We start from the raw sequence: 25,491 nt of genomic DNA, 5'->3' as shown, positions 1-25,491 counted from the left end.
GGCTCCACAGCGGGTTAAGAAAACAGCGGTCCGGCCGGCGACGCGCACCTTTTACCGATAGTTACAAACCGTCAGGTTGCGGCCGGGAGGCGCTTTTCACGCGCCGCAGAAAAAACGCCCGGCATCGAGCCGGGCGTTTTTCTTTTGCAAGCCGCTGACGCGAGCGACGCGGCGATCAGTCTTCGCGACGCAGATGCGGGAACAGAATCACGTCGCGGATGCTCGGGCTGTCGGTCAACATCATCACCAGACGGTCGATGCCGATGCCGCAACCGCCGGCCGGCGGCATGCCGTACTCCAGCGCGCGGATGTAGTCGGCGTCGTAGAACATGGCTTCTTCGTCGCCGGCGTCTTTCTGGTCGACCTGCTTCTTGAAGCGGGCAGCCTGGTCTTCCGGATCGTTCAGCTCCGAGAAACCGTTGGCGATTTCACGGCCCGTGATGAACAGTTCGAAACGCTCGGTGATGCCGTCGAACTTGTCCGACGCGCGCGCCAACGGCGACACTTCGATCGGGTAGTCGATGATGAAAGTCGGCTCCCACAATTGCGATTCGGCGGTCTCTTCGAACAGCGCCAGTTGCAAGGCGCCGACGCCCGCGTTCAGGAACTGCGGCTGCGAGGCGTCCACGCCGAACTTCTTCAGTTCGGTGCGCAGGAAGGCGTCGTCGCCGAGTTGTGCGTCCGTGTATTGGGGCGCGTACTTCTGGATTGCCTGGCTGATCGTCAGACGATGGAACGGCTTGGCCAGGTCCAGTTCACGGCCCTGGTAGCTGATCGTCGCGCTGCCGAGCGCGTCGACCGCCGCCTGGCGGATCAACTGCTCGGTGAAGTCCATGATCCACTTGTAATCGGTGTACGCCGCGTAGAACTCGATCATCGTGAATTCCGGATTGTGGCGCACCGACACGCCCTCATTGCGGAAGTTACGGTTGATCTCGAACACACGCTCGAAGCCGCCGACCACGAGGCGCTTCAGATACAGCTCCGGCGCGATGCGCAGGAACATTTGCATGTCGAGCGCGTTGTGGTGCGTGGTGAACGGCTTGGCCGCCGCGCCGCCCGGAATCGGGTGCAGCATCGGCGTTTCGACTTCCATGAAGTCGGCATCCGCCATGAACTTGCGGATCGACGACATCGCCTTGGTGCGCGCGACGAACGTCTTGCGCGTTTCCGGCGTGACGATCAGGTCGACATAGCGCTGGCGGTACTTCATTTCCTGGTCGGCGAGACCATGGAACTTGTCCGGCAGCGGACGCAGCGACTTCGACAGCAGACGTAGTTCGGTACAACGCACCGAGAGTTCGCCCTTGTTGGTGCGGAACAGCACGCCGCGCGCCGCGACGATATCGCCCATGTCCCACTTCTTGAAGGCGTCGTACGTTTCCTGACCGACGTCGGCGGGCGTGATGAAGAACTGGATCTGACCCGAACCGTCGCGCACGGTCGCAAAGCTCGCCTTGCCCATTACGCGCTTGAGCATCATGCGGCCGGCAATCGCGACTTCGAGCGGCTTGGCTTCGAGCGCTTCCTTGTCGGTTTCGGCGTACTGCGATTGCAGATCTTCGGCGTGATGCGTGGGGCGGAAATCGTTCGGATAGGCGACGCCTTGCTCACGCAGTTCGCGCAGCTTTTCACGGCGTTCGGCCATGATCTTGTTGTCGTCACCCTCGGGCGCGGCATTAGGCTGGGTCGGTTCGGTCATGATGGTTTGGTATTCGGTGGCCCGCATCGGAATGGTCCGCATGCGGGTGGCCAGTCAGTAAAAACCTCAGGCGCTATAACAAAGATGCACAAAGATGCAAAGATACGGCGAGATACGACAGGAGTCGGCGCGGCGAAGTCAGGCATGCCGCGCCGGTTGCGCCTAGACGCCCTGTTTCAGGCTGGCGCTGATGAACGGATCGAGGTCGCCGTCGAGCACGCTCTTCGTATTGCTGATTTCGACGTTGGTGCGCAGATCCTTGATACGGCTGTTGTCCAGCACGTACGAGCGGATCTGATGACCCCAGCCCACATCGGTCTTGCCGGCTTCGAGCTTGTCCTGCTCTTCCTGACGCTTGCGGATTTCCGCTTCGTACAGGCGCGATTTCAGCATGGCCATGGCTTCGGCGCGGTTGCGGTGCTGTGAACGGTCGTTCTGGCACTGCACGACGATGCCCGACGGCATGTGCGTAATCCGCACGGCCGAATCGGTCTTGTTGATGTGCTGACCGCCCGCGCCGGACGCGCGGTACGTGTCGATGCGCAGATCGGCCGGGTTGATGTCGACTTCGATCGAGTCGTCGATTTCCGGATACACGAACACCGACGAGAACGACGTATGGCGGCCGCCCGACGAATCGAACGGCGACTTGCGCACGAGGCGGTGCACGCCGGTTTCGGTGCGCAAAAAGCCGTACGCGTATTCGCCTTCGATCTTGATCGTGGCGTTCTTGATGCCCGCGACGTCGCCGTCGGTCTGTTCCAGCACTTCGGTCTTGAAGCCCTTGCGCTCGCAGTAGCGCAGATACTGGCGCAGCAGCATGGACGCCCAGTCGCACGCTTCGGTGCCGCCGGCGCCGGCTTGAATGTCGAGGAAGGCGTTGTTCGGGTCGGCCGGATTCGCGAACATCCGGCGGAATTCCATGTCGGCGACGCGCTGTTCGATGCCTTGTGCGTCGGATTCGCAGGCGAGGAGGGTTTCCTCGTCGTCTTCTTCGCGGGCCATGTCGAACAGGTCCTGCGCATCGCGCAGGTCGTTATCGAGCGACGTGAGTTTGCCGACGGTATCGTCGAGCAGTTTCTTTTCCCGGCCGAGGGCCTGGGCGTGCTTCGAGTCGTTCCAGACGTCCGGGTCTTCGAGTTCCCGGTTGACTTCGATCAGACGTAATGCCTTGTCGTCGTAGTCAAAGATACCCCCGTAGCGAGTCCGCGCGCGTGCGCAGGTCCGCCAGTGAGGCTTCGATCGCGTTGAGACGTTCCGCTTCCATGTCGATCTTTTATAGCTTCGTAAAAAGGAGAAATTATAGCCGATCGGCGCCCCGCGCCGGAGGCTCTTGAGCGATCCGGCGCGGGTTTGGGGTTGATTTTGCGGTGTTTTTCGACGCTTTCGAGCAATGCCGGGCAAGCTGCGGTACAGGTGACGGCGCGTACGCAAGGCGATGGCCCGGGCGCGCTTCAGCTCGCCGCGTGCTCGACGATCAGTTGCACGCGCGACACGCCATTCCACGTGTCGCTGGCGAGGCGGTAGGCAACGGTGGTGCGCGCGGGCAACGTGTCCGTGTGATTGAACCAGATCGCGTTGAAACGCTGGCGGCCGCGCACCAGCTGCAGTTTCAGATGCTTGTCCTTCACCAGCGCCTGCGACGCAATGTCGAATTCGCCGGAAAACACCGGCGCCGGGAAGCCCTGGCCCCATACGGCGGCGTCGAGCATTTCGACGAATTGCGGCGTGAAGTAGGCGTCTTCGAGTTCGCCGTCGGTTTCGACCGTGCGCGACAGCGCCTCTTCGGAGAGCCATTCGCGGCCCACGGCCTCGAATGCGGCGGTAAAGCGCGGCACGTCGGCTGCAGCCATCGTCAGGCCCGCGGCCATTGCGTGGCCGCCGAATTTGACGATCAGGCCCGGCTCGCGCTTCGAGATCAGATCGAGTGCGTCGCGCAGATGGAAGCCCGAGATCGAGCGGCCCGAGCCTTTGACGAGCTGCCCGCTGTCGTCGGCGAGCGCGAACGTGAACGACGGCCGGTGGAATTTCTCCTTCAACCGTCCGGCGACGATGCCGATCACGCCCTGGTGCCAGCCCGGATTGAACAGCGTGATGGTGGTCGCGCCCTCAGGATCGATCGCCGAGAGGTCTTCGAGCGCCTGCTGCTGCATGCCGGCTTCGATTTCGCGACGCTCGCGATTCATGGTGTCGAGTTGCTGCGCGAGATCCCATGCGCGGCCGATGTCGTCGGTGGTCAGGCATTCGATGCCGAGCGACATGTCCGACAGGCGGCCGGCCGCGTTCAGACGCGGCCCGAGCGCGAAACCGAGGTCGAAGCCCGACGCGCTGCGGGCGTCGCGCGCGGCGGCGCGAAAGAGGGCGGCAATGCCCGGCTGCATCTTGCCTTTGCGGATCCGCTGCAGACCTTGCGCGACCAGCACGCGGTTATTGCCGTCGAGCTTGACCACGTCGGCGACGGTGCCGAGCGCGACCAGATCGAGCAGGCCGTCCAGACGCGGTTCGGGGACATCGTCGTTGAAGGCGCCGCGGCGGCGCAATTCCGCGCGCAACGCCAGCAGCACATAAAACATCACGCCGACACCCGCGATGCACTTGCTCGGGAACGTGCAGCCCGGCTGGTTCGGATTGACGATGGCGCGCGCCGCCGGCAGTTCGTCGCCGGGGAGGTGGTGATCCGTGACCAGCACGTCGATGCCGAGTGCATTGGCTGCTTCCACGCCATCGACGCTGGCGATGCCGTTGTCGACCGTAATCAGCAGTTCCGGCTTGCCCGACGCACTGCGGGCGGCCAGCGCGACGATCTCCGGTGTCAGGCCATAGCCGTACTCGAAGCGGTTCGGCACCAGATACTCGATCTGGCCGCCGAACATGCGCAGGCCGCGCACCGCGACCGCGCAGGCGGTGGCGCCGTCGCAGTCGTAGTCGGCGACCACCAGCATGCGGCGCTTGTTCTGGATCGCATTGGCGAGCAGCACGGCGGCGTCTTCGCAACCCTTGAGCGCGACAGGCGGCACGAGGCGCGCAAGACCGGTTTCGATTTCATCGGGCATGCACACGCCGCGCGCAGCGTACAGGCGCGCGAGCACCGGATGCAGGCCGTGGCGGGTGAGGATTTCGGCGTCGACAGGTGAAGCGGCGCGCGTAACGATTCGAGTCATTCGGAAAGGCCGTGGATCGTTCGATAAATCATTCGATGAAGAGCGAGGCGAGCACGCGCCGCCGCCAGAATTTGCGCAGATCGCCGCGCGTGACCGTGAGCGTCACCGAGCCGGTGTCGCCGCACAGCGTCAGGGCGAGTTCGTTCAACTGGCCGGATTGCAGCGCCTGTAGCGCAGGCTCGAACCAGTCGGTCTGCAATGCGGCGAAGGCGTCGTTCCAGCGCGCCCAGTCCTGCTCGATGTAGGGCGCGGAAAAGGGATCGAGTTCGACCAGTGTCGCGCCGTTGGCGTTGGCATTGGCGCTGACGTTTGCAGATGCGCCGCCAGGCAAGTGACCCGAAGCATTGCCTGAAACACCGCCCGCAGCGCGAGCGGCCGTCAGCGCCGCGAAGGACGCCGGCGGCACGCCTACTTCGACGCCCGCGCTCATGGCGAGGCCGCGCGTCGCCGCTGCGTCGGAGAAGACTCGCGCGAACGGGCTCGTCACCGGCTGCGCTGCGCCCTGTGCGTGAAACCAGATCGAGTTGACGGCGGGCAGGCCGCGCATCTCGCGTGCTTCATTGACCGGATGTTCGAACCAGGCCATCTGCACTTCGTTCTGCAGCTTCATCCAGGCGCGCGAACGGTCGCCGGAATGCGCTTCGTGCGGCAGCCAGATTTCGATGTTGCGGCCACTCGCGCGCAATGGCGACGCGCCTGCCAGCGTGCCGAAGCCGTCGCCCGACAAGTACCAGCGCGTGGGTTTCGGCGCTTCGATACGCACGCCGAGTTCCTCGATCAACGGCCGGGCGACTGCCAGCAGCACGCTGGCTTCGTCGTCGGAGAGATCGAGCGAGGCCGGATCGATCAGCACCAGATGGTCGTGCGCGATGCGCACATGTACCGGTTGCACGCAGGCCCACGTGGCGTTGCCGGGGTCGCCGCCGTCGGCGCGCAGCATGTACGGGGCCAGCGGCGCTTCGTCGGATGCGGCCGCGCCGTTCGGAACATTGGGCAGTGCACCGAACTGGCGCGCCACCCAGCGCTCGTGCGGCAGCGTGCGCTGAAAATCTTCGCCGACCACCCGTTCCACCAGCGTTGCGCGGGCGATCAGCCGGTCCAGGGCCGGACTCCGGATGTCGTGCAGGGCGGTGGAGGCGTCCGCTGCGGCGGGCAGCGCGAAGGGCAGGAGAAGATGAAGGCGGTTGGCGTGCATGATGCTGCGCATTGTATGGCAAAGAGTGCGAGTATTCCGACCATATCGGCGGATTCGGGCGCCCCATCCGAGCCGTACCGATGGCAGCAGCCGCGCGCGGCGGCACCGCGCCCATGACGAGGGAGACCGACATGTCGCGTGAACTGAAAACCGAGCAGGAACTGCTCAGGTTAGTCGTGCAGGCGCTCGACGCCAATCCGGCCACGGCTGGCTGGATTCCGACCGGATTCCACGAGACGGTCGAGGACGAGGACGGCTGTAACTGGGATATCACTCATCTGCATCGCGACCGCAAAGATGCGGAGGTGCGCGACGTTGCGACCAGCCAGGCCGCCGGGATCATCAACGATCTGCGAAGCCGCTACAACCTGAGTTAGGGCGCATCTCTGCGCGAGACGCCGGGCAGGCAGGATTGCGCCGCGAGCTCGCCGCTTCAGGCCGCTTGCCTGTAATCCACCACCCTTGGCGTGCCCGGCGCCCAACGCCGGCGACAGCCGGTTGCGCCCGCCGTGAACCCCGCGTGCAAGGCCTTTGCGCGAAGGCGCGGCATTGTATGGCAAACTTCGCGCTTGATTGACGGCGGCGGCAACAATGGCGGCGGGGTAGCTTCGGTAGCGCGGGGTTTGCCAGGAAGCCGTAAGGCGCCCGAAGGCGCCGGAACGTCGTACCGGAACCATCCGGGTTGCCGCGACACCAATGATCACGACGCTCAGGCCGCATGACAGGTGCAACAGGTTCAGGTTGCCGCCGTCATGCGCGGCAAAAGGTTCATGAGCAGACGAAGAACGCAGAAAAGGATTCGCTTGAAATTTCCCTACGAATGGCAGATTGGCTGGCGCTACACCCGCGCCGGCAAACGCACGACCGGTAACGGCTTCATTTCCTTCATCGCGCTCGTGTCGATGTCGGGCATCGCGCTCGGCGTCGCGGCGCTGATCGTCGTGTTGTCCGTGATGAACGGTTTCCAGAAAGAGGTGCGCGACCGGATGCTGTCGGTGCTGGCGCACGTCGAAATCTTTTCGCCGACCGGGTCGATGCCCAACTGGCAACTGACCGCCCAGGAAGCGCGCCAGAACAAGGAAGTGATCGGCGCGGCGCCGTATGTCGAAGCGCAGGCGTTGCTCACGCGTCAGGACGCCGTGAGCGGCGTAGCGCTGCGCGGCGTCGAACCGTCGCTCGAGCCCGAAGTGTCCGACATCGGCAAGGAGATGAAGGGCGGCAAGCTGACCGACCTCGTACCGGGCGACTTCGGCATCGTGCTGGGCGCGGACCTCGCCACCAATCTCGGCGTGACGGTCAACGACAAGATCACGCTGGTCGCGCCGGAAGGCACGATCACGCCTGCCGGCATGCTGCCACGGCTGAAACAGTTCACGGTGGTGGGTATCTTCGAGTCGGGGCATTACGAGTACGACAGCACGCTCGCGCTGATCAACATCAAGGACGCGCAGGCGCTGTTCCGGCTGCCCGCGCCAACCGGCGTGCGGCTGCGCCTGACCGACATGCAGCGGGCGCCGGAGGTCGCGCATCAACTGGCGCGCAGCCTGTCCGGCGATTTGTATATTCGTGACTGGACCCAGCAGAACAAGACCTGGTTCTCGGCGGTGCAGATCGAAAAACGCATGATGTTCATCATCCTCACGCTGATCATCGCGGTGGCGGCGTTCAATCTGGTGTCGTCGCTGGTGATGACGGTGACCAACAAGCAGGCGGACATCGCGATTCTGCGCACGCTCGGCGCGCAGCCCGGCTCGATCATGAAGATTTTCGTGGTGCAGGGCGTGACCATCGGCTTTATCGGCACGGCGACCGGCGTCGCGCTCGGCTGCCTGATCGCGTGGAGCATTCCGTGGCTCGTGCCGATGATCGAACATCTGCTCGGCGTGCAGTTCCTGCCGCCGTCCGTGTATTTCATCAGCGAATTGCCGTCCGAACTGATTCCCGCCGACGTGGCGCGGATCGGCATCATCGCGTTCCTGATGTCGGCGCTGGCGACCCTTTATCCGAGCTGGCGTGGTGCGAAAGTCCGTCCTGCGGAGGCACTGCGCTATGAATGACCGTTCCGCCAGCGTATCCATGACCACTGAAGACACCGCGCCATATCCCTATGTGCTGGAAGCAACCGGCATTTCGAAGTCGTTCGTGCAGGGCGGCCTCAATGTGCAGGTGCTGAACAACACGCAACTGAACGTGCGGCGCGGCGAAAAGCTGGCGATCGTCGGCGCGTCGGGTTCCGGCAAGAGCACGCTGCTGCATGTGCTCGGCGGCCTCGACGATCCGAGCGCGGGCCATGTCTCGGTGATGGGCAAGCCGTTCACGAAGCTGTCCGAGCGCGAACGCAACGACCTGCGCAATCGCGCCCTCGGTTTCGTGTATCAGTTCCACCATCTGTTGCCGGAATTCACCGCGCTCGACAACGTCGCCATGCCGTTGCGGATTCGCCGCATGACGACCGAAGCCGCGCGGCGCGAAGCGCTCGCGGTGCTGGAGCGCGTCGGCATGGGGCATCGCGCGAAGCATCGTCCGGGCGAACTGTCGGGCGGCGAGCGTCAGCGTGTCGCGATCGCGCGGGCGCTGGTCACGAAGCCCGCCTGCGTTCTCGCCGACGAACCCACCGGCAATCTGGACGGCGGCACGGCAGACACCGTGTTCAACCTGATGCTCGAATTGTCGCAAACGCTCGACACCAGCTTCGTGATCGTCACGCACGATCCGGAACTGGCCGGTCGTTGCGACCGGATCATGCGCTTGCGTGACGGCGTGTTGCACGAAGAGCCGCCGGTGCCGGTTTAAGCCCAGCGCGGAATCTGAGCGATGCTCCGCCACCTCTGTCACTAACGAGGCGTGCCATGTGGATCGATACGCACTGCCATCTCGACGCTTCCGAATTCGACGCCGACCGCGATGAAGTCGCCAATGCGGCGCGTCGGGCAGGCGTGGGGCGTATCGTGATTCCCGCGATCGGTCGCGAGAACTTCGCGACGGTGCGCGAACTCGCGCATCGCATCGACGGCGCGGCGTATGCGCTGGGCATCCATCCGCTCTTCACGCCGGGTGCTGAGGAGCGCGATCTCGACCTGCTGCGTATGGAAATCGAGGCGAGTCTCGACGATCCGTTGTTCATCGGCATCGGCGAGATCGGCCTCGATTATTTCGTCGAAGGTCTCGACGATGCGCGCCAGCAGTTCTTCTACAACGGTCAACTTCAACTGGCGCGCGAATTCGATCTGCCGGTGATTTGCCACGTGCGCAAATCGCAGGACCAGGTGATCAAAGGGCTGCGGCGGCACCAGATCCATCGCGGCATCGCACACGCTTTCAACGGCAGTTTCCAGCAGGCTCAGGCGTATATCGATCAAGGCATGCATCTTGGATTCGGCGGCAATCTGACCTTCGAGCGGGCGCGGCAAATCCGCCGTCTTGCCGAGCAATTGCCGTTCGACGCGCTGGTCGTCGAGACCGATGCGCCGGACATTGCTCCTTCCTGGATGTACAAGCAGCGCAACTCGCCGGATCAGATTCCGGCCATCGGCGCGGGTCTCGCGCAACTGCGCGGCATGAGCGTCGACGAAGCCGCCCTAGGCACAACGGCTAACGCGCTCGCCGCGCTGCCGCGGCTCGCCCTTTCCTCTGCATAATTGAACGCGATGGTTTGAGTGGTTCGCGCCGGGCGGAACACGCGCCCGGCGGGTGTGCTGACGCCTGCTCGCTGCGCGTGCGTTCCCCGGCGCTGGCTGGACGGAGGGCGGATGCGGGCATGGTGGTGCGGGTTTGCGTTGGGTGTGATCGGGTTGCAGCGGCAGGCGGTGTTGCCGGATTGGAGCGGGTGGTGTGCGCTGATGCTGCTGGGGTGCATTGCGATTCTTGTGGCGGCGTGGGGGTTGCGCCGAGGCGCTTCTGGCGATTGTAGGGGCGACTCTGCGGGTGAAGTGTGCAACGGTTTTTCGAGCGAAAGGCGCGGCGGTTCGTTGGGGGAAGCGTGCGGCAACTCGCCGGGCGAGATGTGCTGCGACTCCTCGAGCGAAATGTACGGCGGTTCGTTGGGGGAAGCGTGTGGCAACCTGCCGGGAGAGGTGTGCAGCGACTCCTCGAGCGAAGTGTGCAGCGGTCCTTTAGGCGGATTGCGCTGGAGTGCTTCTGTGGTCGCGGACACGCGTGCCGCGGTTGCAAATTCGCGCTTGGGTCATGTCCTGTTCAGCGCACGCGCGCGTTCATGCGTCGGCTGGGGCGCGTTGTGGATCGCGGCCTTATGTGTGGGCTTCGGCTATGCGGCCTGGCGTGCTGAAACCCGGCTCGCGGTGAGCTTGCCGAGTGCATGGGAAGGGCGCGATATCGACGTCGTCGGCAGCATCAAGGGCTTGCCGTCGCGCGACGATAAGGGCGCGCGCTTTCTCTTCGACGTCGACTCGGCCGACGCGCCGATCGCTGCGTTCCCGCGCGTGATTCAGCTCTCGTGGATTGCCGAAGATGCGCCGCCGCCGTTGCTCGAACCCGGTGCGCGCTGGCATCTGACCGTGCGGCTCAAGCGCCCGCATGGCAACGCGAACTTCGGTGTGCGCGATGCAGATGCGAGCTTGCTGGCGCGCAATGTACGCGCGACCGGCTATGTCAGCGCGCCGGCTCACGCTCTGCGTTTGCCGGGCGACGCGCGTGGCGTCAGCGTCACGGTCGATCGCTGGCGCGCCGCCTTGCGTGCGCGCATCGATACGGTGCTCGCCGACGCACCGCATCGTGGGATCGTGGTGGCGCTCGCCATCGGCGCACAGGACGAAGTCAGCGCGGACGACTGGCTGTTGATGCGAGGCACCGGCACCAGTCATCTGGTGGCGATTTCGGGCTTGCATATTGGCTTTGTCGCGGGCCTGGCGGCGTGGCTCGCCGGCGCAGTGTGGCGGCGCTCGGGGTTCATCGGTCGCAACTGGCCGTTGCTGCTGCCCGCGCAGGTCGTCGCGGTGACGGGCGGTGCGTTGTTTGCGGGACTGCATGCGGCATTGGCCGGTTTCAACGTGCCCGCGCAGCGCGCGCTATGGATGGCGGGCGTGGTGGCGCTCGCGTTTATCAGCGGCCGTAACGTCGCGCGATCGGTAGTGCTGGCGTGGGCGTTGGGATTGGTGCTGCTGATCGATCCGTGGGCGGTCGTGTCGGCGGGCTTCTGGCTGTCGTTCTGCGCGGTGGCGGCGATTCTGTTCGCGATGTCGGGACGGCCCCGCGTGCAGGATCATGAGCAGCGCCGCGACGAAGAGGTGGAGGATGGCGTGACGCCGACGAGGCTTTCGCGCCTGTGGTCCGGCCTGTGCCGCCGCGTGCGCGCTTTCGGCGAACGCCTGCGTAGCGCAGCACATGTGCAGTTCGCGGTGACCGTTGCACTTGCGCCGCTCACCGTTTACTGGTTCGCGCAGATTCCGTTGATCGGCCCGCTCGCGAATGCTTTCGCGATTCCGTGGGTGAGTCTGCTGGTGACGCCGGCGGTATTGGCGGGCGTTGCGTTGCCCGCTCCATTCGATGCCTACGCCTTTCGCGTCGCGCACACCTTGCTCGATCTGCTGTGCGCGGGCTTGCAGATGTTGTCCGGTCCGGCATGGGCGCTCTGGCGGCTGCCGCAGCCGGACGCGTGGGCGCTCGTCGCGGCGGCGGTCGGCGTCCTCTGGTGTCTGGCGCCGCGTGGCTGGCCGTTGCGCTGGGCCGCGCCGCTGACGTGGCTGCCACTTCTGATGCCCGCGTCACCCGGGCCGCCGCATGGCAGCTTCCGCCTGACGGCGTTGGATATCGGGCAAGGCACCTCGGTGCTCGTCGAAACGGCACATCACACACTGTTGTTCGACACCGGGCCAGGGCCTGAATCGACGCATGCAGGAGAACGGGTTGTCGTGCCGTTTTTGCAGGCACATGGTGTCACGGCGCTCGATACGCTGATCATCAGCCACGCCGACTCCGACCATTCGGGCGGCGCGCCGGCTGTACTGGACGCAATCGAGGTGCATCAAATGGTGGCGGCATTGGCGCCGGCCAATCCGCTGTGGTCGAACGCAAGGCAACACGGCGCGGATACGCTGCCGTGTGCGGCGGGGCAGCGCTGGCAATGGGACGGTGTCGAGTTCGCGGTGCTCTGGCCGGATGCCGGGCCGCTGCAAGGCAAACCGAATGCGCATTGCTGCGTGTTGCGGGTGAGTACGTTGCCTGCCGTGGTGAACCCGTCGGCCGCGGTGGGCACGACGAGCGGGGCCACCGCCGGGAGCATGCTCGCCGGAAATGTTAAAACGGTGCCTTTGCGCATGACAGCCTTGCTGACGGCCGACATCGAGGCGCCAGTCGAACGCATTCTGCTCGCGCGCGATCGTGACGCGTTGCGCGCTCAGGTGCTGGTCGTGCCGCATCATGGAAGCAAGACCTCGTCGACCGAGCCGTTCCTCGACTCTATCGACCCGCTCGTCGCGCTATTTCAGGTAGGCTATCGCAACCGGTTTCATCATCCGAACACGGGTGTGTTCGAGCGTTACAAGGCACGGCACATCGAGCTTGCTCGCAGCGATGCGGACGGCGCGGTGCGGATCGACGTGAGCCCGGATTCAGGTCGGACTCCCGGCCTGGTCCGTAACTCCTACAGCGGGCCCGAAGGCAGGCCTGCGATCAGCGCAGGAGTTGACGCCGGAAATAGCGTGGGAAGTCGCACGGAAAGCGGTCCGAGCCAGAACACTGCCGTGCTCACGCTCGAGCGCTATCGCGACACGCAGCGCCGCTACTGGATGGATCGCTGATGGATTGCCGATTGCTGATCGCTGATTGCCGGCCGCACAGATAGAACAAAGGCGCAGCCGGGCCCGGAACCTGCGCGAAAGCCAGGCCCAAAGCCCGCGCGCCAGAACAGAACGGAGATAGCCGCAGTTGAAAAACATCATCCACTTCTCGCACGCGAACGGTTTTCCGGCGTCGACGTACCGGACGATCTTCGCCGAACTCGCCGACGACTACGAACTGCGTTCGATCGAGCGCATCGGCCACGACGCACGCTATCCGGTCACGCAGGACTGGCCGCATCTGGTCGAGCAACTGCTCGACGATATCGGCCGTACCTACGAGCGGCCGGTGTGGCTGGTCGGACATTCGCTGGGCGGTTATCTGTCGCTGATGGCCGCGCTGAAAAAGCCGCAGTGGGTGAAGGGCGTGGTGATGCTCGATTCGCCTGTGATCGCCGGCTGGCGCAGCAGCATGCTGCGGGTGTCGCAATGGACCGGACTCGACGAGCGGCTCTCGCCCGCGGCCGCCACACGCGCGCGGCGCACGCAGTGGGCGAGCCGCGACGAGGCGTGGCGGCACTTTCATTCGAAGCCGGCGTTCGCGCGCTGGGACGAGCGGATGCTGTCCGATTACATCGACTTCGGCATTCCGCAGAGCTCGCCCGACGGCGGCCGGTCGCTCGCTTTCGACCGTCGCACCGAGTATCAGATCTATAAGACCTTGCCGCATACGCTTGGGCCCCGCCTCGCGCGCGGCGCGCCGGTGCCGGTGGGGTTCATCGCCGGCACGCACTCGAAGGAGGTGCGTCAGGCCGGTCTGGACGCGACCCGCCGCGCAACGGGCGGTCATGTGGAATGGATCGAGGGCAGCCATCTGTACCCAATGGAAAAACCGCTCGAGACCGCGCGCGCGGTACAGCGGATGTTGCGTGAACTGGAGCGGGGCGGCTGACTGCACGCCTCGCCGGGGCAAAAAAACGGTGCATGATCGGCGCACGGCGATTGCCGCCGCCGTAGTATCGGCGCGTGCAGATGTCGCTCGGATTTTGCTGGGTTGAGACCCTGCTTTACGGTATAATCCGTTTTTCCCGCGAGCATCCAGCGATGACCAAATATGTTTTCGTCACCGGCGGCGTAGTATCTTCCCTCGGCAAGGGTATTGCCGCCGCTTCCCTCGCCGCGATCCTCGAATCGCGCGGTCTTAGAGTCACCCTCCTCAAGCTCGATCCCTACATCAACGTCGACCCCGGCACGATGAGCCCGTTTCAACACGGCGAAGTGTTCGTAACGGAAGACGGAGCGGAGACTGACCTCGACCTTGGCCACTATGAGCGCTTCATCAGCACGAAGATGCGCAAGGCCAACAACTTCACCACAGGCCAGATTTACGAATCGGTGATCCGCAAGGAACGCCGCGGCGATTATCTCGGCAAGACGGTGCAGGTCATTCCGCACATTACCAACGAAATCCAGGCGTTCATCGAACGCGGCGCTGCTTCTGCCACGTGCGGTGAGCCGGATGTCGCGATCGTCGAAGTGGGCGGCACCGTGGGCGACATCGAATCGCTGCCGTTCCTCGAGGCCGCGCGTCAGATGAGCCTGCGCATGGGCCGCAACAGCGCGTGCTTCGTGCACCTCACGCTGGTGCCCTGGGTCGCCACTGCAGGCGAGCTGAAAACCAAGCCTACGCAACACAGTGTGCAGAAGCTGCGCGAAATCGGTATCTCGCCGCACGTTCTGCTGTGCCGTGCCGACCGCCCGATTCCGGACGACGAGCGCGCGAAGATTTCGATGTTCTCGAACGTGCCCGAAGACGCGGTGATTTCCGTGTGGGACGCTGACAGCATCTACAAGATTCCGCAGATGCTGCATGACCAGGGTCTCGACGCGATCATCTGCGAAGAGCTCAAGCTCACGCCGCAGCCGGCCGATCTGTCGATGTGGTCGAACCTCGTCGAAAAGCTCGAAAATCCGCAGCACGAAGTCACGATCGGCATGGTCGGCAAGTATGTCGATCTGACCGAGTCGTACAAGTCGCTGATCGAAGCGTTGCGCCATGCGTCGATGCATACGTCGACCAAGGTCAACATCGAGTACATCGATTCGGAAGAAGTCGAGACGCAAGGCGTCGAAAGCCTCAAGCATCTCGATGCGGTGCTCGTGCCGGGCGGCTTCGGCCGTCGCGGCACCGAAGGCAAGATTGCCGCGATCCGCTATGCGCGCGAAGCGAAGGTGCCGTATCTGGGCATCTGCCTCGGCATGCAGCTGGCCGTGATCGAATTTGCGCGCGACGTGGTCGGCCTGAAGAACGCGAACAGTACCGAGTTCGATCAGGAAACCGAGAACCGCGTGGTCGCACTGATCACCGAGTGGTACGACCGCGAAGGGAAGGTCGAGAAGCGCACCGAAGAATCGGATCTGGGCGGCACGATGCGCCTCGGTTCGCAGCGTTGCCCGATCAAACCCGGCACGATGGCCGAAGAGATCTATGGCAAGGACGTGAACGAACGTCATCGTCACCGTTATGAAGTCAATAACCGCTTCGTGCCCCAGCTCGAAGCCGGTGGCCTTATCATCAGCGCCCGTACGCCGAGCGAAGATCTGCCGGAAATGATGGAATTGCCGCGCAGCATGCACCCGTGGTTCGTCGGCGTGCAGTTCCACCCGGAATTCACGTCCACGCCGCGCGACGGCCATCCGCTGTTCAAGTCGTTCGTCGAAGCGGCGCTCGCGCATCAGCAGTCGCGCTCGCTGAGCGAAGTTGGGGAGAAAGCATGAAACTGGGCGATTTCGAAATCGGGCTCGACAAGCCGTTTTTCCTGATCGCAGGCACCTGTGTCGTCGAATCGGAACAGATGACGATCGACACGGCAGGCCGGCTGAAGGAAATCTGCGCGAAGCTGAACATTCCGTTCATCTACAAATCGTCGTACGACAAGGCCAACCGCAGCAGCGGCAAGTCGTTCCGCGGTCTGGGCATGGACGAAGGTTTGCGCATCCTGTCGGAAGTGAAGCGTCAGCTCGGTTTGCCGGTGCTGACGGATGTGCATGCCGAGCACGAGATCGAGCAGGTTGCGTCGGTGGTCGACGTCCTGCAAACGCCTGCTTTCCTGTGCCGTCAAACGGACTTCATCCATGCTTGCGCGCGTTCGGGCAAACCGGTCAACATCAAGAAAGGCCAGTTTCTCGCACCGCACGACATGAAGAACGTGATCGACAAGGCGCGCGATGCGGCGCGTGAAGCCGGTCTTTCGGAAGACCGCTTCATGGCATGTGAGCGCGGCGTGTCGTTCGGCTACAACAACCTCGTGTCGGATATGCGATCGCTTGCGATCATGCGCGAAACCAACGCGCCGGTCGTGTTTGACGCCACCCACTCGGTGCAGTTGCCGGGCGGGCAGGGCACGAGCTCGGGCGGCCAGCGCGAATTCGTGCCGGTGCTGGCGCGCGCCGCGGTGGCAACGGGCGTGGCGGGTCTCTTTATGGAAACCCATCCGAAGCCTTCGGAAGCCAAGTCGGACGGCCCGAACGCGGTGCCGCTGCATCGCATGGCCGACCTGCTCGAAACGCTTGTTACGCTCGATCAGGCCGTCAAGCGCGCGCCGTTCCTCGAAAGCGATTTCAACTGATTCAGGCGTTCGCTGCGTGTCATGATCGGGCTGCACAATGGGCTCGGCCGGTATCATCGGCACGCGGCGAATGCACGTAATGGTCGTCGAAAGCATCAGGGTGTTTGTAGTGCGCTGGGGAGACCGGCGCTCTGCATGAGATTGGAGTAAGTGCTTTGCATGGGGCCAGAGTAAGCGCTAAAGCGCCAACTCTGGCCGACAGCTAAAGCACTAACTCAATCGACACCCCCGGTGCAGTTTCACAGTAAAGAATTCAACGTCATTTCTTGAGGAAACCATGAGTGCTATCGTAGATATCATCGGTCGAGAGATTCTCGATTCGCGAGGCAACCCCACCGTCGAATGCGACGTGCTGCTCGAGTCGGGCACGATGGGCCGCGCCGCGGTGCCGTCGGGTGCGTCGACGGGCTCGCGCGAAGCGATCGAACTGCGCGACGGCGAAGCCGGCCGTTACGGCGGCAAGGGCGTGCTGAAGGCCGTCGAGCACATCAACACCGAAATCTCCGAAGCGATCATGGGCCTCGATGCTTCCGAGCAGGCCTTCCTCGACAAGACCCTGCTGGAACTCGACGGCACCGACAACAAGTCGCGCCTCGGCGCCAACGCGATGCTGGCCGTTTCGATGGCCGTCGCCAAGGCTGCCGCTGAAGAAGCCGGCCTGCCGCTGTACCGCTACTTCGGCGGCTCGGGCGCGATGCAACTGCCGGTCCCGATGATGAACATCGTCAACGGCGGCGCGCACGCGAACAACAGCCTGGATATCCAGGAATTCATGATCGTGCCCGTCAGCCAGCCGACCTTCCGCGAAGCACTGCGCTGCGGCGCCGAAGTGTTCCACGCGCTGAAGAAGATCCTGTCGGACCGCGGCATGAGCACGGCAGTGGGCGACGAAGGCGGCTTTGCGCCGAACTTCGGCAGCAACGACGAATGCCTGTCGACCATCCTGCAGGCCATCGAAAAGGCCGGCTACCGTGCCGGTGAAGACGTGCTGCTCGCGCTCGACTGCGCAGCGAGCGAGTTCTACCACGACGGTAAGTACCAGTTGGCTGGCGAAGGTCTGCAACTGTCGTCGACGGAATTCGCGGATTACCTCGCGAACCTGGCCGACAAATTCCCGATCGTCTCGATCGAAGACGGCATGCACGAAAGCGACTGGGCCGGCTGGAAGACGCTGACCGAGAAGCTGGGCAAGAAGGTGCAACTGGTGGGCGACGACCTGTTCGTCACCAACACGCGCATCCTGAAGGAAGGCATCGAGAAGGGTATCGCCAACTCGATCCTGATCAAGATCAACCAGATCGGTACGCTAACGGAAACCTTCGCAGCGATCGAAATGGCGAAGCGTGCCGGCTACACGGCTGTGATCTCGCACCGCTCGGGCGAAACCGAAGATTCGACGATTGCGGATATCGCAGTCGGCCTGAACGCCGGTCAGATCAAGACGGGTTCGCTGTCGCGTTCGGACCGCATCTCGAAGTACAACCAGTTGCTGCGCATCGAAGAAGACCTCGGTGATATCGCCAGCTATCCGGGCAAGTCGGCGTTCTACAATCTGCGCTAATGGCCTGGCTGCTAGCGCCAACCGATGAGCCGGTTATCCTTCGTTTCTGATTGACCCCGCCGCCCTGCGTATAGCGCAGGGCGGCGTGTATTTATTGTGCTTACTTCATGCGGCTTGTCACTGCTGTCCTGATCGTTCTGCTGGCGCTGATCCAGTACCCGCTCTGGTGGGGACACGGAGGTTGGTTGCGCGTGCACGAGTTGCAGCAGCAACTGGCGCAGCAACTGCAGAAGAATACCGATTCGAAACTGCGCAACGAGCGTATCCAGGGCGAAGTTCAGGATTTGCAGAACGGTACGGCCGCGGTGGAAGAGCGGGCGCGTTATGAAATGGGTATGGTGAAGGATAGCGAAGTGTTCGTGCAGTTCGTTGCACCGAATGCGCCGTTGCCGGCTGCGAACACGCCTTCGGTCACCACGTCCACACGCGGTGTGGTGTCGGCGGCGCCATTGCATGTGGTGCCGAATCCGGAGTCGCGCGCGAAGCCGGAACGCAAGCATGGCGGTAAGGTGGCGACGGAGAAGAAGACCACGCACTGAGTTTGTTCAGGCAGCTTGAACTCGCAGACGGACGCGAAACAAAACGCAGGAACGAGCGTAAGCCTGACGCAAAAGCACCGAACGTAAAAGCTGGCCGGAAGATGAAAAAAAGCCGCTGATCCACAAGATCAGCGGCTTTTTATTTGCCTGTAATGCCTGCCTCGCCGTCTGGCCGCCGCATCGACGTACCTACAGTTCGGCAGTGTCAGCTTCGGCTCACCAGCCCCAATACGGTGAATAGCCTACGCCGACACCCGTGCCCCAGCCGCGTCCCCAACCGCCGCCGTAGTAACTGCCATACACGTTGACGGGCGGTGAGTAATAACGTGCATACGCTTGAGCAGCGTTTTCGGCGGCAATCGCCTGATTCTGATCGGACAGCACCTGACGGTCGATCGCATCGTAGCGCGCACGCTCTTCAGGCGTGAGCGGCCGGGCGGTGCTGGCCATGCCCGACTGGTCGGCCGGCAGCCGGCTATAAATCGGCGACGGGCCCGGCGGGTCCATCACGCAACCTGTCAGCGCAGCGCTGCCGCCAATGACCATCAGCACGGTGAACGAGCGCATGCAATGCTTTAGCGAAGTAGGGATGTTCATTCTTATCTCCATCGGTCGGATGCCTAAGCAAAACATGCGCAACGCGCACCGCCCGCGATCCAACTCAACGATCGACGACAACGCGCCGCCCGAGCCTCAAAAAAGCAGCAGGCGACGCGTCATTTTACTGCCGTAACCGCAGGTGCCGCGCGCCGTCGCCCGGCCGCTTCAGTGCCGCTGGCTGGCCGCCGGGGTCACGCCTTGTGAGAGCGCATTGGCGATAAAAAGTTGCGCTATGTCGACCGGATCGAATTCGTACCGTTGATTACAGAATTCGCAATGAATCTCGACGTGGCCGCGCTCTTCGATCACGCCATCTACTTCCTCGCGACCCAGCATTTTCAACATCGCGCCGACTTTTTCGCGCGAACAGCTGCATTCGAAACGCGTCGTGGCCGGCTCGAAATGCTGCACGTTCTCCTGCCAGAAGAGCCGGCGGAAAATCGTTTCCGGTTCTTCCTTCAACAGTTCGTCTTGCGACATCGTGCCGCCGAGCGTGCAGACGCGCTCCCATGTGTCCGCGTCCAGGTCGCCCGGATGCGGGACGATGCCGCCGTCGCCCGGCAGCTTTTGCAGCAGCATGCCGACCGCACGCTCGGTGTTCGCGGCGAGCCACAAACGCGTGTCGAGCTGCTCCGAGTGATGCATGTAGTGCTCGAGTACTTCGGCCATCGACTTGAGCGGACCGTCCACACCCGACAGCGGGACGATACTTTGATACGGCTGCTGGCCGGGCTGCTTGTCGTGCGGGTCGAGCGTGATCACGCAGCGGCCGTGGCCGCTTGCGTTGACCAGTTCGATCATGGAGGTGGCGTCGTCGATGGTATTGGCCGCTTCGCCGGAGAGCTTGGCGGTGGCGCGCATCGACAGGTCGGAGCTGCACTGCACCACCAGCATCTTGGCCGGTCCGTCGCCAAAAATCTGCATGACGAGCGTGCCGTCGAACTTGAGGTTCGCCGAAAGCAGCGCGCACGCGGCCATCATCTCGCCCAGAATCGTCCGTACGGGCGCCGGATAGTCACGGCGCGTCAGCACTTCCTGCCATGTATTGCGCAGCGAAACGATCTCGCCGCGCACCGGCGCCGCGCTGAACATGAATTTTTGCAACTGGTCGCTCACAACTTTTCCTCGGTCGAATGGCGCAGCCTGATGCCGCGCCTTGCGCGCCGCGCGTTCCGGCTGGTTAGCCGATGCGCACGAGCTGCGCCTTGAAATACTCGCGGCGCTCGGCATAACTTGCCGTGCCGCGCTGCATATTGGCGATATCCGTCTCGGTCAGTTCGCGCACCACTTTGGCGGGCGCGCCGAGAATCAGCGAATTGTCGGGAAACACCTTGCCTTCGGTGACGATGGCGCCCGCTCCGACCAGACAGTTGCGGCCGATTACCGCTCCATTCAAGACCACCGCCTGAATTCCGATCAACGAACCTTCCTTGATCGTGCAGCCGTGCAGCATGACCTGGTGGCCGATCGTCACATTCGGCTCGATCTTCAGCGGGAAGCCGGGGTCGGTGTGCAGCACCGCGTTTTCCTGGACGTTGCTGCCGGCGCCGAGGGTGATCGGCTCGTTGTCGCCGCGAAGCGTCGCGCCGAACCAGACGCTCGAATTTTCTTCGAGCGTCACATTGCCGATAATGTTCGCCGAATCCGCGACGAACACGCTTTCATGGATGGTCGGGGCTGCTTCGCCAAGCTTGTAAATTGTCACGGAGTCTCCTCTTGATCGGTCGCTGCACGCTACTGGGGGTGGCGGGGGCTTCGAAACTGGCGTCAAAACGGGCTGCAAGACGGCCTGCAAAACGGGCCTCCGAAACACCGGAAGGCACCGGAAAACGCCTGACATGCCCTGATGAACCGGGTTGTCCCGCCGGCCACGCGCAACAGGCGCGCGAGATGGTCGAATCGAGTATTGTAAACGGTTGTGTGCTTAGGCCGGTTGGCGGCGGTGAGCGCCGTCCGGCGTTGGTCGGCGTTCGTTGACCTTAGCGACCCCCGCGCCTCCCGTCTTGCCTGCCGTCGCCGTGCCCTTTGCCAATCTGGTTGCCATGAATTCCGCTGCTTCGTCCGTTTTTCCCGCTCCGCGCGCTCCGTCGATGTCGAACCTTGAGCATTGCCCGAGTCGCGCGAATTGCGCGCGTACCGCGGCGCTGGCCGCATTACGCGAAATCGACCCGGCAACCAAGGCAACGGCGACCCGCGCGTTATACGCAGCAGTGCTCGACGGCAACCTCGCGTGCTCCACCGACCTCGAACTCGCGGAGCCGGCAAACCTGCCGGGCCGTCCCGCGCGCCCCGAACTGGTCGATCCGCGCCAACTGAAACGACGCAGCATGCAATCGCCCGAGGGGCGGGCGGTCCTGCTGCACGCGCTGGCGCACATCGAATTCAACGCCATCAACCTCGCGCTCGACGCCGTCTGGCGTTTTGCCGGCATGCCCGCGGCGTTCTACACCGATTGGCTTAAAGTCGCCGCCGAAGAGGCGCATCACTTCTCGCTGCTGGTCGCGCGGCTTGCGGAATTCGGCCATGCCTACGGCGACTTCCCCGCACACGACGGTCTCTGGGACATGTGCGAACGCACCCGTGCCGACGTGCTGGCGCGCATGGCGCTGGTGCCGCGCACCCTCGAAGCGCGCGGCCTCGACGCCTCGCCGCCGATCCGGGCACGCTTGCAGCAGGCGGGCGACCATGCCTCCGCCGCGATTCTCGACGTGATCCTGCGCGACGAAATCGGCCACGTGCTGATCGGCAACCGCTGGTTCCGGCATCTCTGCGACGTGGGCGGCCTCGACCCGCACGACACCTACACACGCCTCGCCGACCAGTATCACGCACCGAAATTACGCGGTCCGTTCAATTTCGAGGCACGCCGCGACGCCGGTTTCGACGAAACCGAACTGGCCGCGCTGGCCGGCCTCGATGCCGGGCAGTCGGCCCCTCCGGCCCCTTCAGCTTCTTCAGCCTCTCCGGTCGAGCGCGACTGAAGCCTTCTTCCAGAGCCGGACCCCACGCATCGCCCAGCTATCTCGTTATAATCGAACGACCATTCTTTTTTCGGGCAAGCCGTTCATGAATACCTCCAAGTCTGAATTCGTCGCGGTGCACGGCATCCGTCTGCATGTGCGGCGCTGGGGCAATCCGGATGCACCGATGCTGTTCATGCTGCACGGCTGGATGGACGTGGCGGCGTCGTTCCAGTTTGTCGTCGACGCGTTAGGCGGCGACTGGCAGGTGATTGCGCCCGATATGCGCGGCTTCGGCCTGTCGGACTGGCCGGTTGCCGAACGCGGCGGCGGCAACTACTGGATTCACGACTATCTCGGCGATCTCGACGCGCTGCTCGACCACTATGCGCCCACCGGCGAAGTCAATCTGGTCGGTCACAGCATGGGCGCGAATATCGTCTGCCTGTATGCGGGCGTGCGGCCGGAGCGGGTGCGGCGCGTGGTCGATCTGGAAGGTTTCGGTCTTGCACCGTCGCACTCGGCGCAGGCGCCCAAGCGGCTGCGCAACTGGCTCGACGAGTTGCGCGATCCGCCGCAACTGAAACGCTACGCGTCGCTGGACGAGGTCGCCGGACGCCTCATCAAGACCAATCCGCGGCTCGATCCACAGCGCGCGCAGTTCCTTGCGGCGCATTGGTCGAAGCCGGACGGAGAAGGGCGCTTCATGCTGCTCGCCGATCCGGCGCACAAACTGCGCGGGCCGACGCTGTACCGCCTCGACGAGGTGATGGCCGTGTGGCGCAAGGCTACGGCCAAAGTGCTGCACGTCGAGGCCGCTAACTCGCCCACGCTCGCACAGATCGCCGGCGAGATTCCGCTCGATGAATTCAAGGCGCGTTTCCAGGCTTTTCCGAACTGGCGCGAGAAGATCATCGACGAAGCGGGACACATGGTGCATCACGATCAGCCGGAGCAGGTGGCCGCGTTGATCGAGGGTTTTTGCGCCTGAACCTTGCAAAAAGGTTTCGATGCGAGGTCCGCTACGCGAGATAGCGCTGCGGTCATTTACTGCGTTGCAGTAAAATGAGTGCAGAACTTTCTCAAGACAAAGATGAACGCCGACCTCCACTGCCATTCCACCGTTTCCGACGGCCAGTTCGCGCCGGCCGATGTCGCGCGTCGTGCGCACGCGGGAGGCGTGACGCTGTGGGCGTTGACCGACCACGACGAACTGGGCGGCCAGCACGAGGCGCGCAGCGCCGCTGAGGCGCTCGGCATGGGCTACGTGAGCGGCGTGGAGATTTCGGTGACGTGGGCTGCGCGCACTGTCCACATCGTCGGTCTTGGCGTCGATCCGACAAGCACAACGCTGATCGACGGCCTTGCGCGTACCCGCAACGGCCGCGCGGCGCGCGCCGAAGCCATCGGCGAGCAGCTGGCCACGCTCGGCATCCCCGACGCCTACGAAGGCGCGCTCAAATACGTTTCGAACCCCGACATGATTTCGCGCACGCACTTCGCGCGCTTCATGGTCGAAAGCGGCTACGCCAGTTCGACGCAAGACGTGTTCAACCGCTATCTCGGCGACGGCAAGCCCGGCTACGTGTCGCATCGCTGGTCGAAACTGGCGGACGCCGTTGGCTGGATTCAGGCGGCCGGCGGCGAGGCGATCATTGCGCACCCGGGTCGCTATGCGTACTCGCCGGTTGAGTTCGACGCGTTTTTCGCCGAATTCATCGACCTCGGCGGCAAGGCGATCGAAGTGGTGACGGGTAGTCACACGCCGGATCAGTACCGCGAATATGCGGACGTCGCGCGCCGCTATGGCTTCGAGGCCTCGCGCGGTTCCGACTTCCATGCACCTGGCGAAGGCCGTATCGACCTCGGCACGCTGCCGCCATTGCCTTCCGATCTCAAGCCCGTCTGGGAACGCTGGCTGTGATCGCATGCCGTGCCACGGCGGCACGATATGCGCGAGCGCCCTCGTCCGGGGGCGTGCTTTCGCCCGATTTGCCGTCCGGCTTGCCACTTTTCGTCCGACTTCCATCCGCAGCCACCTGTAGCCACCGTTAGTCAAAATGTCCCAATACTTTCGGCTTCATCCGGATAACCCGCAGCCGCGCCTCGTCAAACAGGCCGTGCAGATCATCAACGACGGCGGCGTCGTCGCGTTGCCGACGGATTCGAGCTATGCGCTTGCCTGCCATCTCGACGACAAGGACGCGGTCGAACGCTTGCGGCGCATTCGCGGGCTCGACGAGAAGGCGCTGCTGTCGCTGCTGGTGCGCGATCTCTCCGAGCTGTCGAACTTCGCGATGGTCGATAACCGGCAGTACCGCCTGATCAAATCGGTCACGCCGGGACCTTATGTTTTCGTGTTGCAGGCCACCAAGGAAGTGCCGCGCCGGCTGTCGCATCCGTCGCGCAAAACCATCGGCCTGCGGGTGCCGGAGCACGCGATCACGCTGGCCATTCTCGAAGAGCTCGGCCAGCCGCTGCTCGGCTCCACGCTGATCATGCCGGGTGAAACGCAGCCGCTGAACGATCCGGAAGAAATCCGCGAGCGGCTCGAGAAGCAGTTGGACCTGGTGATCGACGGCGGCCCCTGCGTATGCGAACCGTCCACGGTGGTCGATCTGACCGGCGCCGAGCCGGTGCTGGTGCGGGCAGGGCGCGGCTCTCTCGCGCCGTTCGGTCTCGAAGAGACGGCATGAGCGAAAGCGGACAGACGCACGCAATCGCGTTGTTACAATAGCGAGTTATGGATTCTTCCCTGATACAAACCGTTGCGGTTTACGCCTTGCCGGTGATTTTCGCGATCACGTTGCATGAAGCCGCGCATGGCTATGTCGCGCGCTGGCTCGGCGACAATACCGCGTACGTACTTGGCCGCGTCTCCGTCAATCCGATGCGGCATATCGATCCGCTCGGCACGATCGCGATTCCCTTGCTGCTGTACTTCGCCACGAGCGGCGCATTCATGTTCGGTTACGCGAAGCCCGTGCCGGTCGCCTTCGGCAATTTGCGCAATCCGCGCTGGGGCAGTCTGTGGGTCGCGGCCGCCGGGCCGGCCTGCAACTTTGTGCAGGCGCTGGTGTGGGGTCTCGTCGGCGTCGCGCTCGCGGTGCTGGGCGTCGAAGAGCCTTTCTTCACGCGCATGGCGGCCGCCGGCGTCGGCGTGAATCTCGTGCTCGGCGTGCTCAACCTGTTTCCGCTGCCCCCGCTCGACGGCGGCCGCGTGCTGATGGCGCTGTTGCCGCCGCGGCAATCGATCGCGCTGTCGCGCCTCGAACCGTATGGCTTTTTCATCGTGATGGCGCTCGTCATGACGGGCACGCTCACGCGCTATTGGCTGAGCCCGCTCGTGACGCTCGGCTACGGTGCGATTACCGCAATCCTGACTCCACTTGTTTCGCTTTTCTAAATAA

At 63.7% G+C, this 25,491-nt stretch carries 22 protein-coding genes; 15 read left to right on the top strand and 7 right to left on the bottom strand.

The window, feature by feature from the left end; translation table 11 throughout:
* Positions 1-175 precede the first annotated feature (175 nt).
* From lysS to ACOSV0_RS13075, 4 genes are all read right to left on the bottom strand, one after another.
* On the bottom strand, positions 176-1,702 hold the full coding sequence (gene lysS, locus ACOSV0_RS13090; protein ID WP_434106581.1) for a lysine--tRNA ligase: 1,527 nt from the start codon (positions 1,700-1,702) through the stop codon (positions 176-178).
* 162 nt (positions 1,703-1,864) lie between these two features.
* Positions 1,865-2,969, bottom strand: a protein-coding gene (prfB, locus tag ACOSV0_RS13085; protein ID WP_106313460.1) for a peptide chain release factor 2 whose coding sequence is annotated in 2 segments (ribosomal slippage) — positions 1,865-2,887 and positions 2,889-2,969 — 1,104 coding nt in all. Because the reading frame shifts where the segments join, the coding sequence is not laid out codon by codon here.
* Positions 2,970-3,156: 187 nt separating this feature from the next.
* Entirely contained in the window at positions 3,157-4,863 is a 1,707-nt protein-coding gene (recJ, locus tag ACOSV0_RS13080) for a single-stranded-DNA-specific exonuclease RecJ (RefSeq protein WP_434106580.1), read from the bottom strand.
* Positions 4,864-4,891: 28 nt separating this feature from the next.
* A complete protein-coding gene (locus ACOSV0_RS13075; protein WP_434106579.1) occupies positions 4,892-6,070 on the bottom strand; it encodes a regulator in 1,179 nt (392 codons plus the stop codon).
* Positions 6,071-6,138: 68 nt separating this feature from the next.
* On the opposite strand from ACOSV0_RS13075, the gene ACOSV0_RS13070 reads away from it, so the two are divergent.
* The 10 genes from ACOSV0_RS13070 (at position 6,139) to ftsB (ending at position 18,521) form a co-directional block, all read left to right on the top strand.
* Positions 6,139-6,435 carry a hypothetical protein gene (locus tag ACOSV0_RS13070; RefSeq protein ID WP_434106578.1) on the top strand — a complete coding sequence of 99 codons (297 nt, stop codon included), beginning with the start codon at positions 6,139-6,141 and terminating at the stop codon, positions 6,433-6,435.
* Between the two features lie 426 nt (positions 6,436-6,861).
* Entirely contained in the window at positions 6,862-8,115 is a 1,254-nt protein-coding gene (locus ACOSV0_RS13065; RefSeq protein WP_434106577.1) for a lipoprotein-releasing ABC transporter permease subunit, read from the top strand.
* Entirely contained in the window at positions 8,108-8,851 is a 744-nt protein-coding gene (lolD, locus tag ACOSV0_RS13060) for a lipoprotein-releasing ABC transporter ATP-binding protein LolD (RefSeq protein ID WP_434106576.1), read from the top strand. Before ACOSV0_RS13065 ends, lolD begins: the two co-directional genes overlap by 8 nt.
* A 56-nt stretch (positions 8,852-8,907) precedes the next feature.
* Entirely contained in the window at positions 8,908-9,696 is a 789-nt protein-coding gene (locus ACOSV0_RS13055; protein ID WP_434106575.1) for a TatD family hydrolase, read from the top strand.
* A 501-nt stretch (positions 9,697-10,197) separates the two neighbouring features.
* The gene (locus tag ACOSV0_RS13050; RefSeq protein WP_434106574.1) at positions 10,198-12,813 is read left to right on the top strand and encodes a DNA internalization-related competence protein ComEC/Rec2; all 2,616 of its coding nucleotides are present in this window, start codon (positions 10,198-10,200) and stop codon (positions 12,811-12,813) included.
* Between the two features lie 127 nt (positions 12,814-12,940).
* A complete protein-coding gene (locus ACOSV0_RS13045) occupies positions 12,941-13,744 on the top strand; it encodes an alpha/beta fold hydrolase (RefSeq protein WP_434106573.1) in 804 nt (267 codons plus the stop codon).
* 152 nt (positions 13,745-13,896) lie between these two features.
* Positions 13,897-15,570, top strand: coding sequence for a CTP synthase (locus tag ACOSV0_RS13040; protein ID WP_434106572.1), 1,674 nt, complete (start codon positions 13,897-13,899; stop codon positions 15,568-15,570).
* Entirely contained in the window at positions 15,567-16,421 is an 855-nt protein-coding gene (gene kdsA, locus ACOSV0_RS13035) for a 3-deoxy-8-phosphooctulonate synthase (RefSeq protein ID WP_097389693.1), read from the top strand. Before ACOSV0_RS13040 ends, kdsA begins: the two co-directional genes overlap by 4 nt.
* A gap of 277 nt (positions 16,422-16,698) precedes the next feature.
* The gene (eno, locus tag ACOSV0_RS13030; RefSeq protein WP_121317352.1) at positions 16,699-17,982 is read left to right on the top strand and encodes a phosphopyruvate hydratase; all 1,284 of its coding nucleotides are present in this window, start codon (positions 16,699-16,701) and stop codon (positions 17,980-17,982) included.
* 107 nt (positions 17,983-18,089) lie between these two features.
* Positions 18,090-18,521, top strand: coding sequence for a cell division protein FtsB (ftsB, locus tag ACOSV0_RS13025; protein ID WP_434106571.1), 432 nt, complete (start codon positions 18,090-18,092; stop codon positions 18,519-18,521).
* Between the two features lie 216 nt (positions 18,522-18,737).
* Here ftsB and ACOSV0_RS13020 read toward each other — a convergent pair whose 3' ends face one another.
* The 3 genes from ACOSV0_RS13020 to ACOSV0_RS13010 form a co-directional block, all read right to left on the bottom strand.
* Entirely contained in the window at positions 18,738-19,118 is a 381-nt protein-coding gene (locus ACOSV0_RS13020) for a hypothetical protein (RefSeq protein ID WP_434106570.1), read from the bottom strand.
* 168 nt (positions 19,119-19,286) lie between these two features.
* Positions 19,287-20,237: an Hsp33 family molecular chaperone HslO gene (gene hslO / locus ACOSV0_RS13015; protein WP_434106569.1), complete on the bottom strand. Its 951-nt coding sequence runs from the start codon at positions 20,235-20,237 to the stop codon at positions 19,287-19,289.
* Between the two features lie 64 nt (positions 20,238-20,301).
* Positions 20,302-20,826: a gamma carbonic anhydrase family protein gene (locus ACOSV0_RS13010; RefSeq protein WP_408210041.1), complete on the bottom strand. Its 525-nt coding sequence runs from the start codon at positions 20,824-20,826 to the stop codon at positions 20,302-20,304.
* A gap of 337 nt (positions 20,827-21,163) precedes the next feature.
* Between ACOSV0_RS13010 and ACOSV0_RS13005 the strand changes: the two genes are divergently transcribed.
* The 5 genes from ACOSV0_RS13005 (at position 21,164) to ACOSV0_RS12985 (ending at position 25,487) form a co-directional block, all read left to right on the top strand.
* The gene (locus ACOSV0_RS13005) at positions 21,164-22,102 is read left to right on the top strand and encodes a ferritin-like domain-containing protein (protein WP_434110269.1); all 939 of its coding nucleotides are present in this window, start codon (positions 21,164-21,166) and stop codon (positions 22,100-22,102) included.
* 85 nt (positions 22,103-22,187) lie between these two features.
* Complete coding sequence (locus ACOSV0_RS13000) at positions 22,188-23,072, top strand: alpha/beta fold hydrolase (protein WP_434106568.1); 885 nt, start codon at positions 22,188-22,190, stop codon at positions 23,070-23,072.
* 102 nt (positions 23,073-23,174) lie between these two features.
* A complete protein-coding gene (locus ACOSV0_RS12995; RefSeq protein WP_434106567.1) occupies positions 23,175-24,005 on the top strand; it encodes a 3',5'-nucleoside bisphosphate phosphatase in 831 nt (276 codons plus the stop codon).
* A 136-nt stretch (positions 24,006-24,141) separates the two neighbouring features.
* Complete coding sequence (locus ACOSV0_RS12990; protein WP_325047526.1) at positions 24,142-24,777, top strand: L-threonylcarbamoyladenylate synthase; 636 nt, start codon at positions 24,142-24,144, stop codon at positions 24,775-24,777.
* A gap of 47 nt (positions 24,778-24,824) precedes the next feature.
* Positions 24,825-25,487, top strand: a complete 663-nt coding sequence (locus ACOSV0_RS12985; RefSeq protein WP_434106566.1) for a site-2 protease family protein — start codon at positions 24,825-24,827, stop codon at positions 25,485-25,487.
* Positions 25,488-25,491 lie beyond the last annotated feature (4 nt).

The sequence above is a fragment of the Paraburkholderia caffeinilytica genome, assembly GCF_051027425.1.
Taxonomy (GTDB): Bacteria; Pseudomonadota; Gammaproteobacteria; order Burkholderiales; family Burkholderiaceae; genus Paraburkholderia; species Paraburkholderia caffeinilytica_A.
Note: the sequence above shows the minus strand (reverse complement) of the source record. Positions and strands in the feature narration are given on the sequence as shown.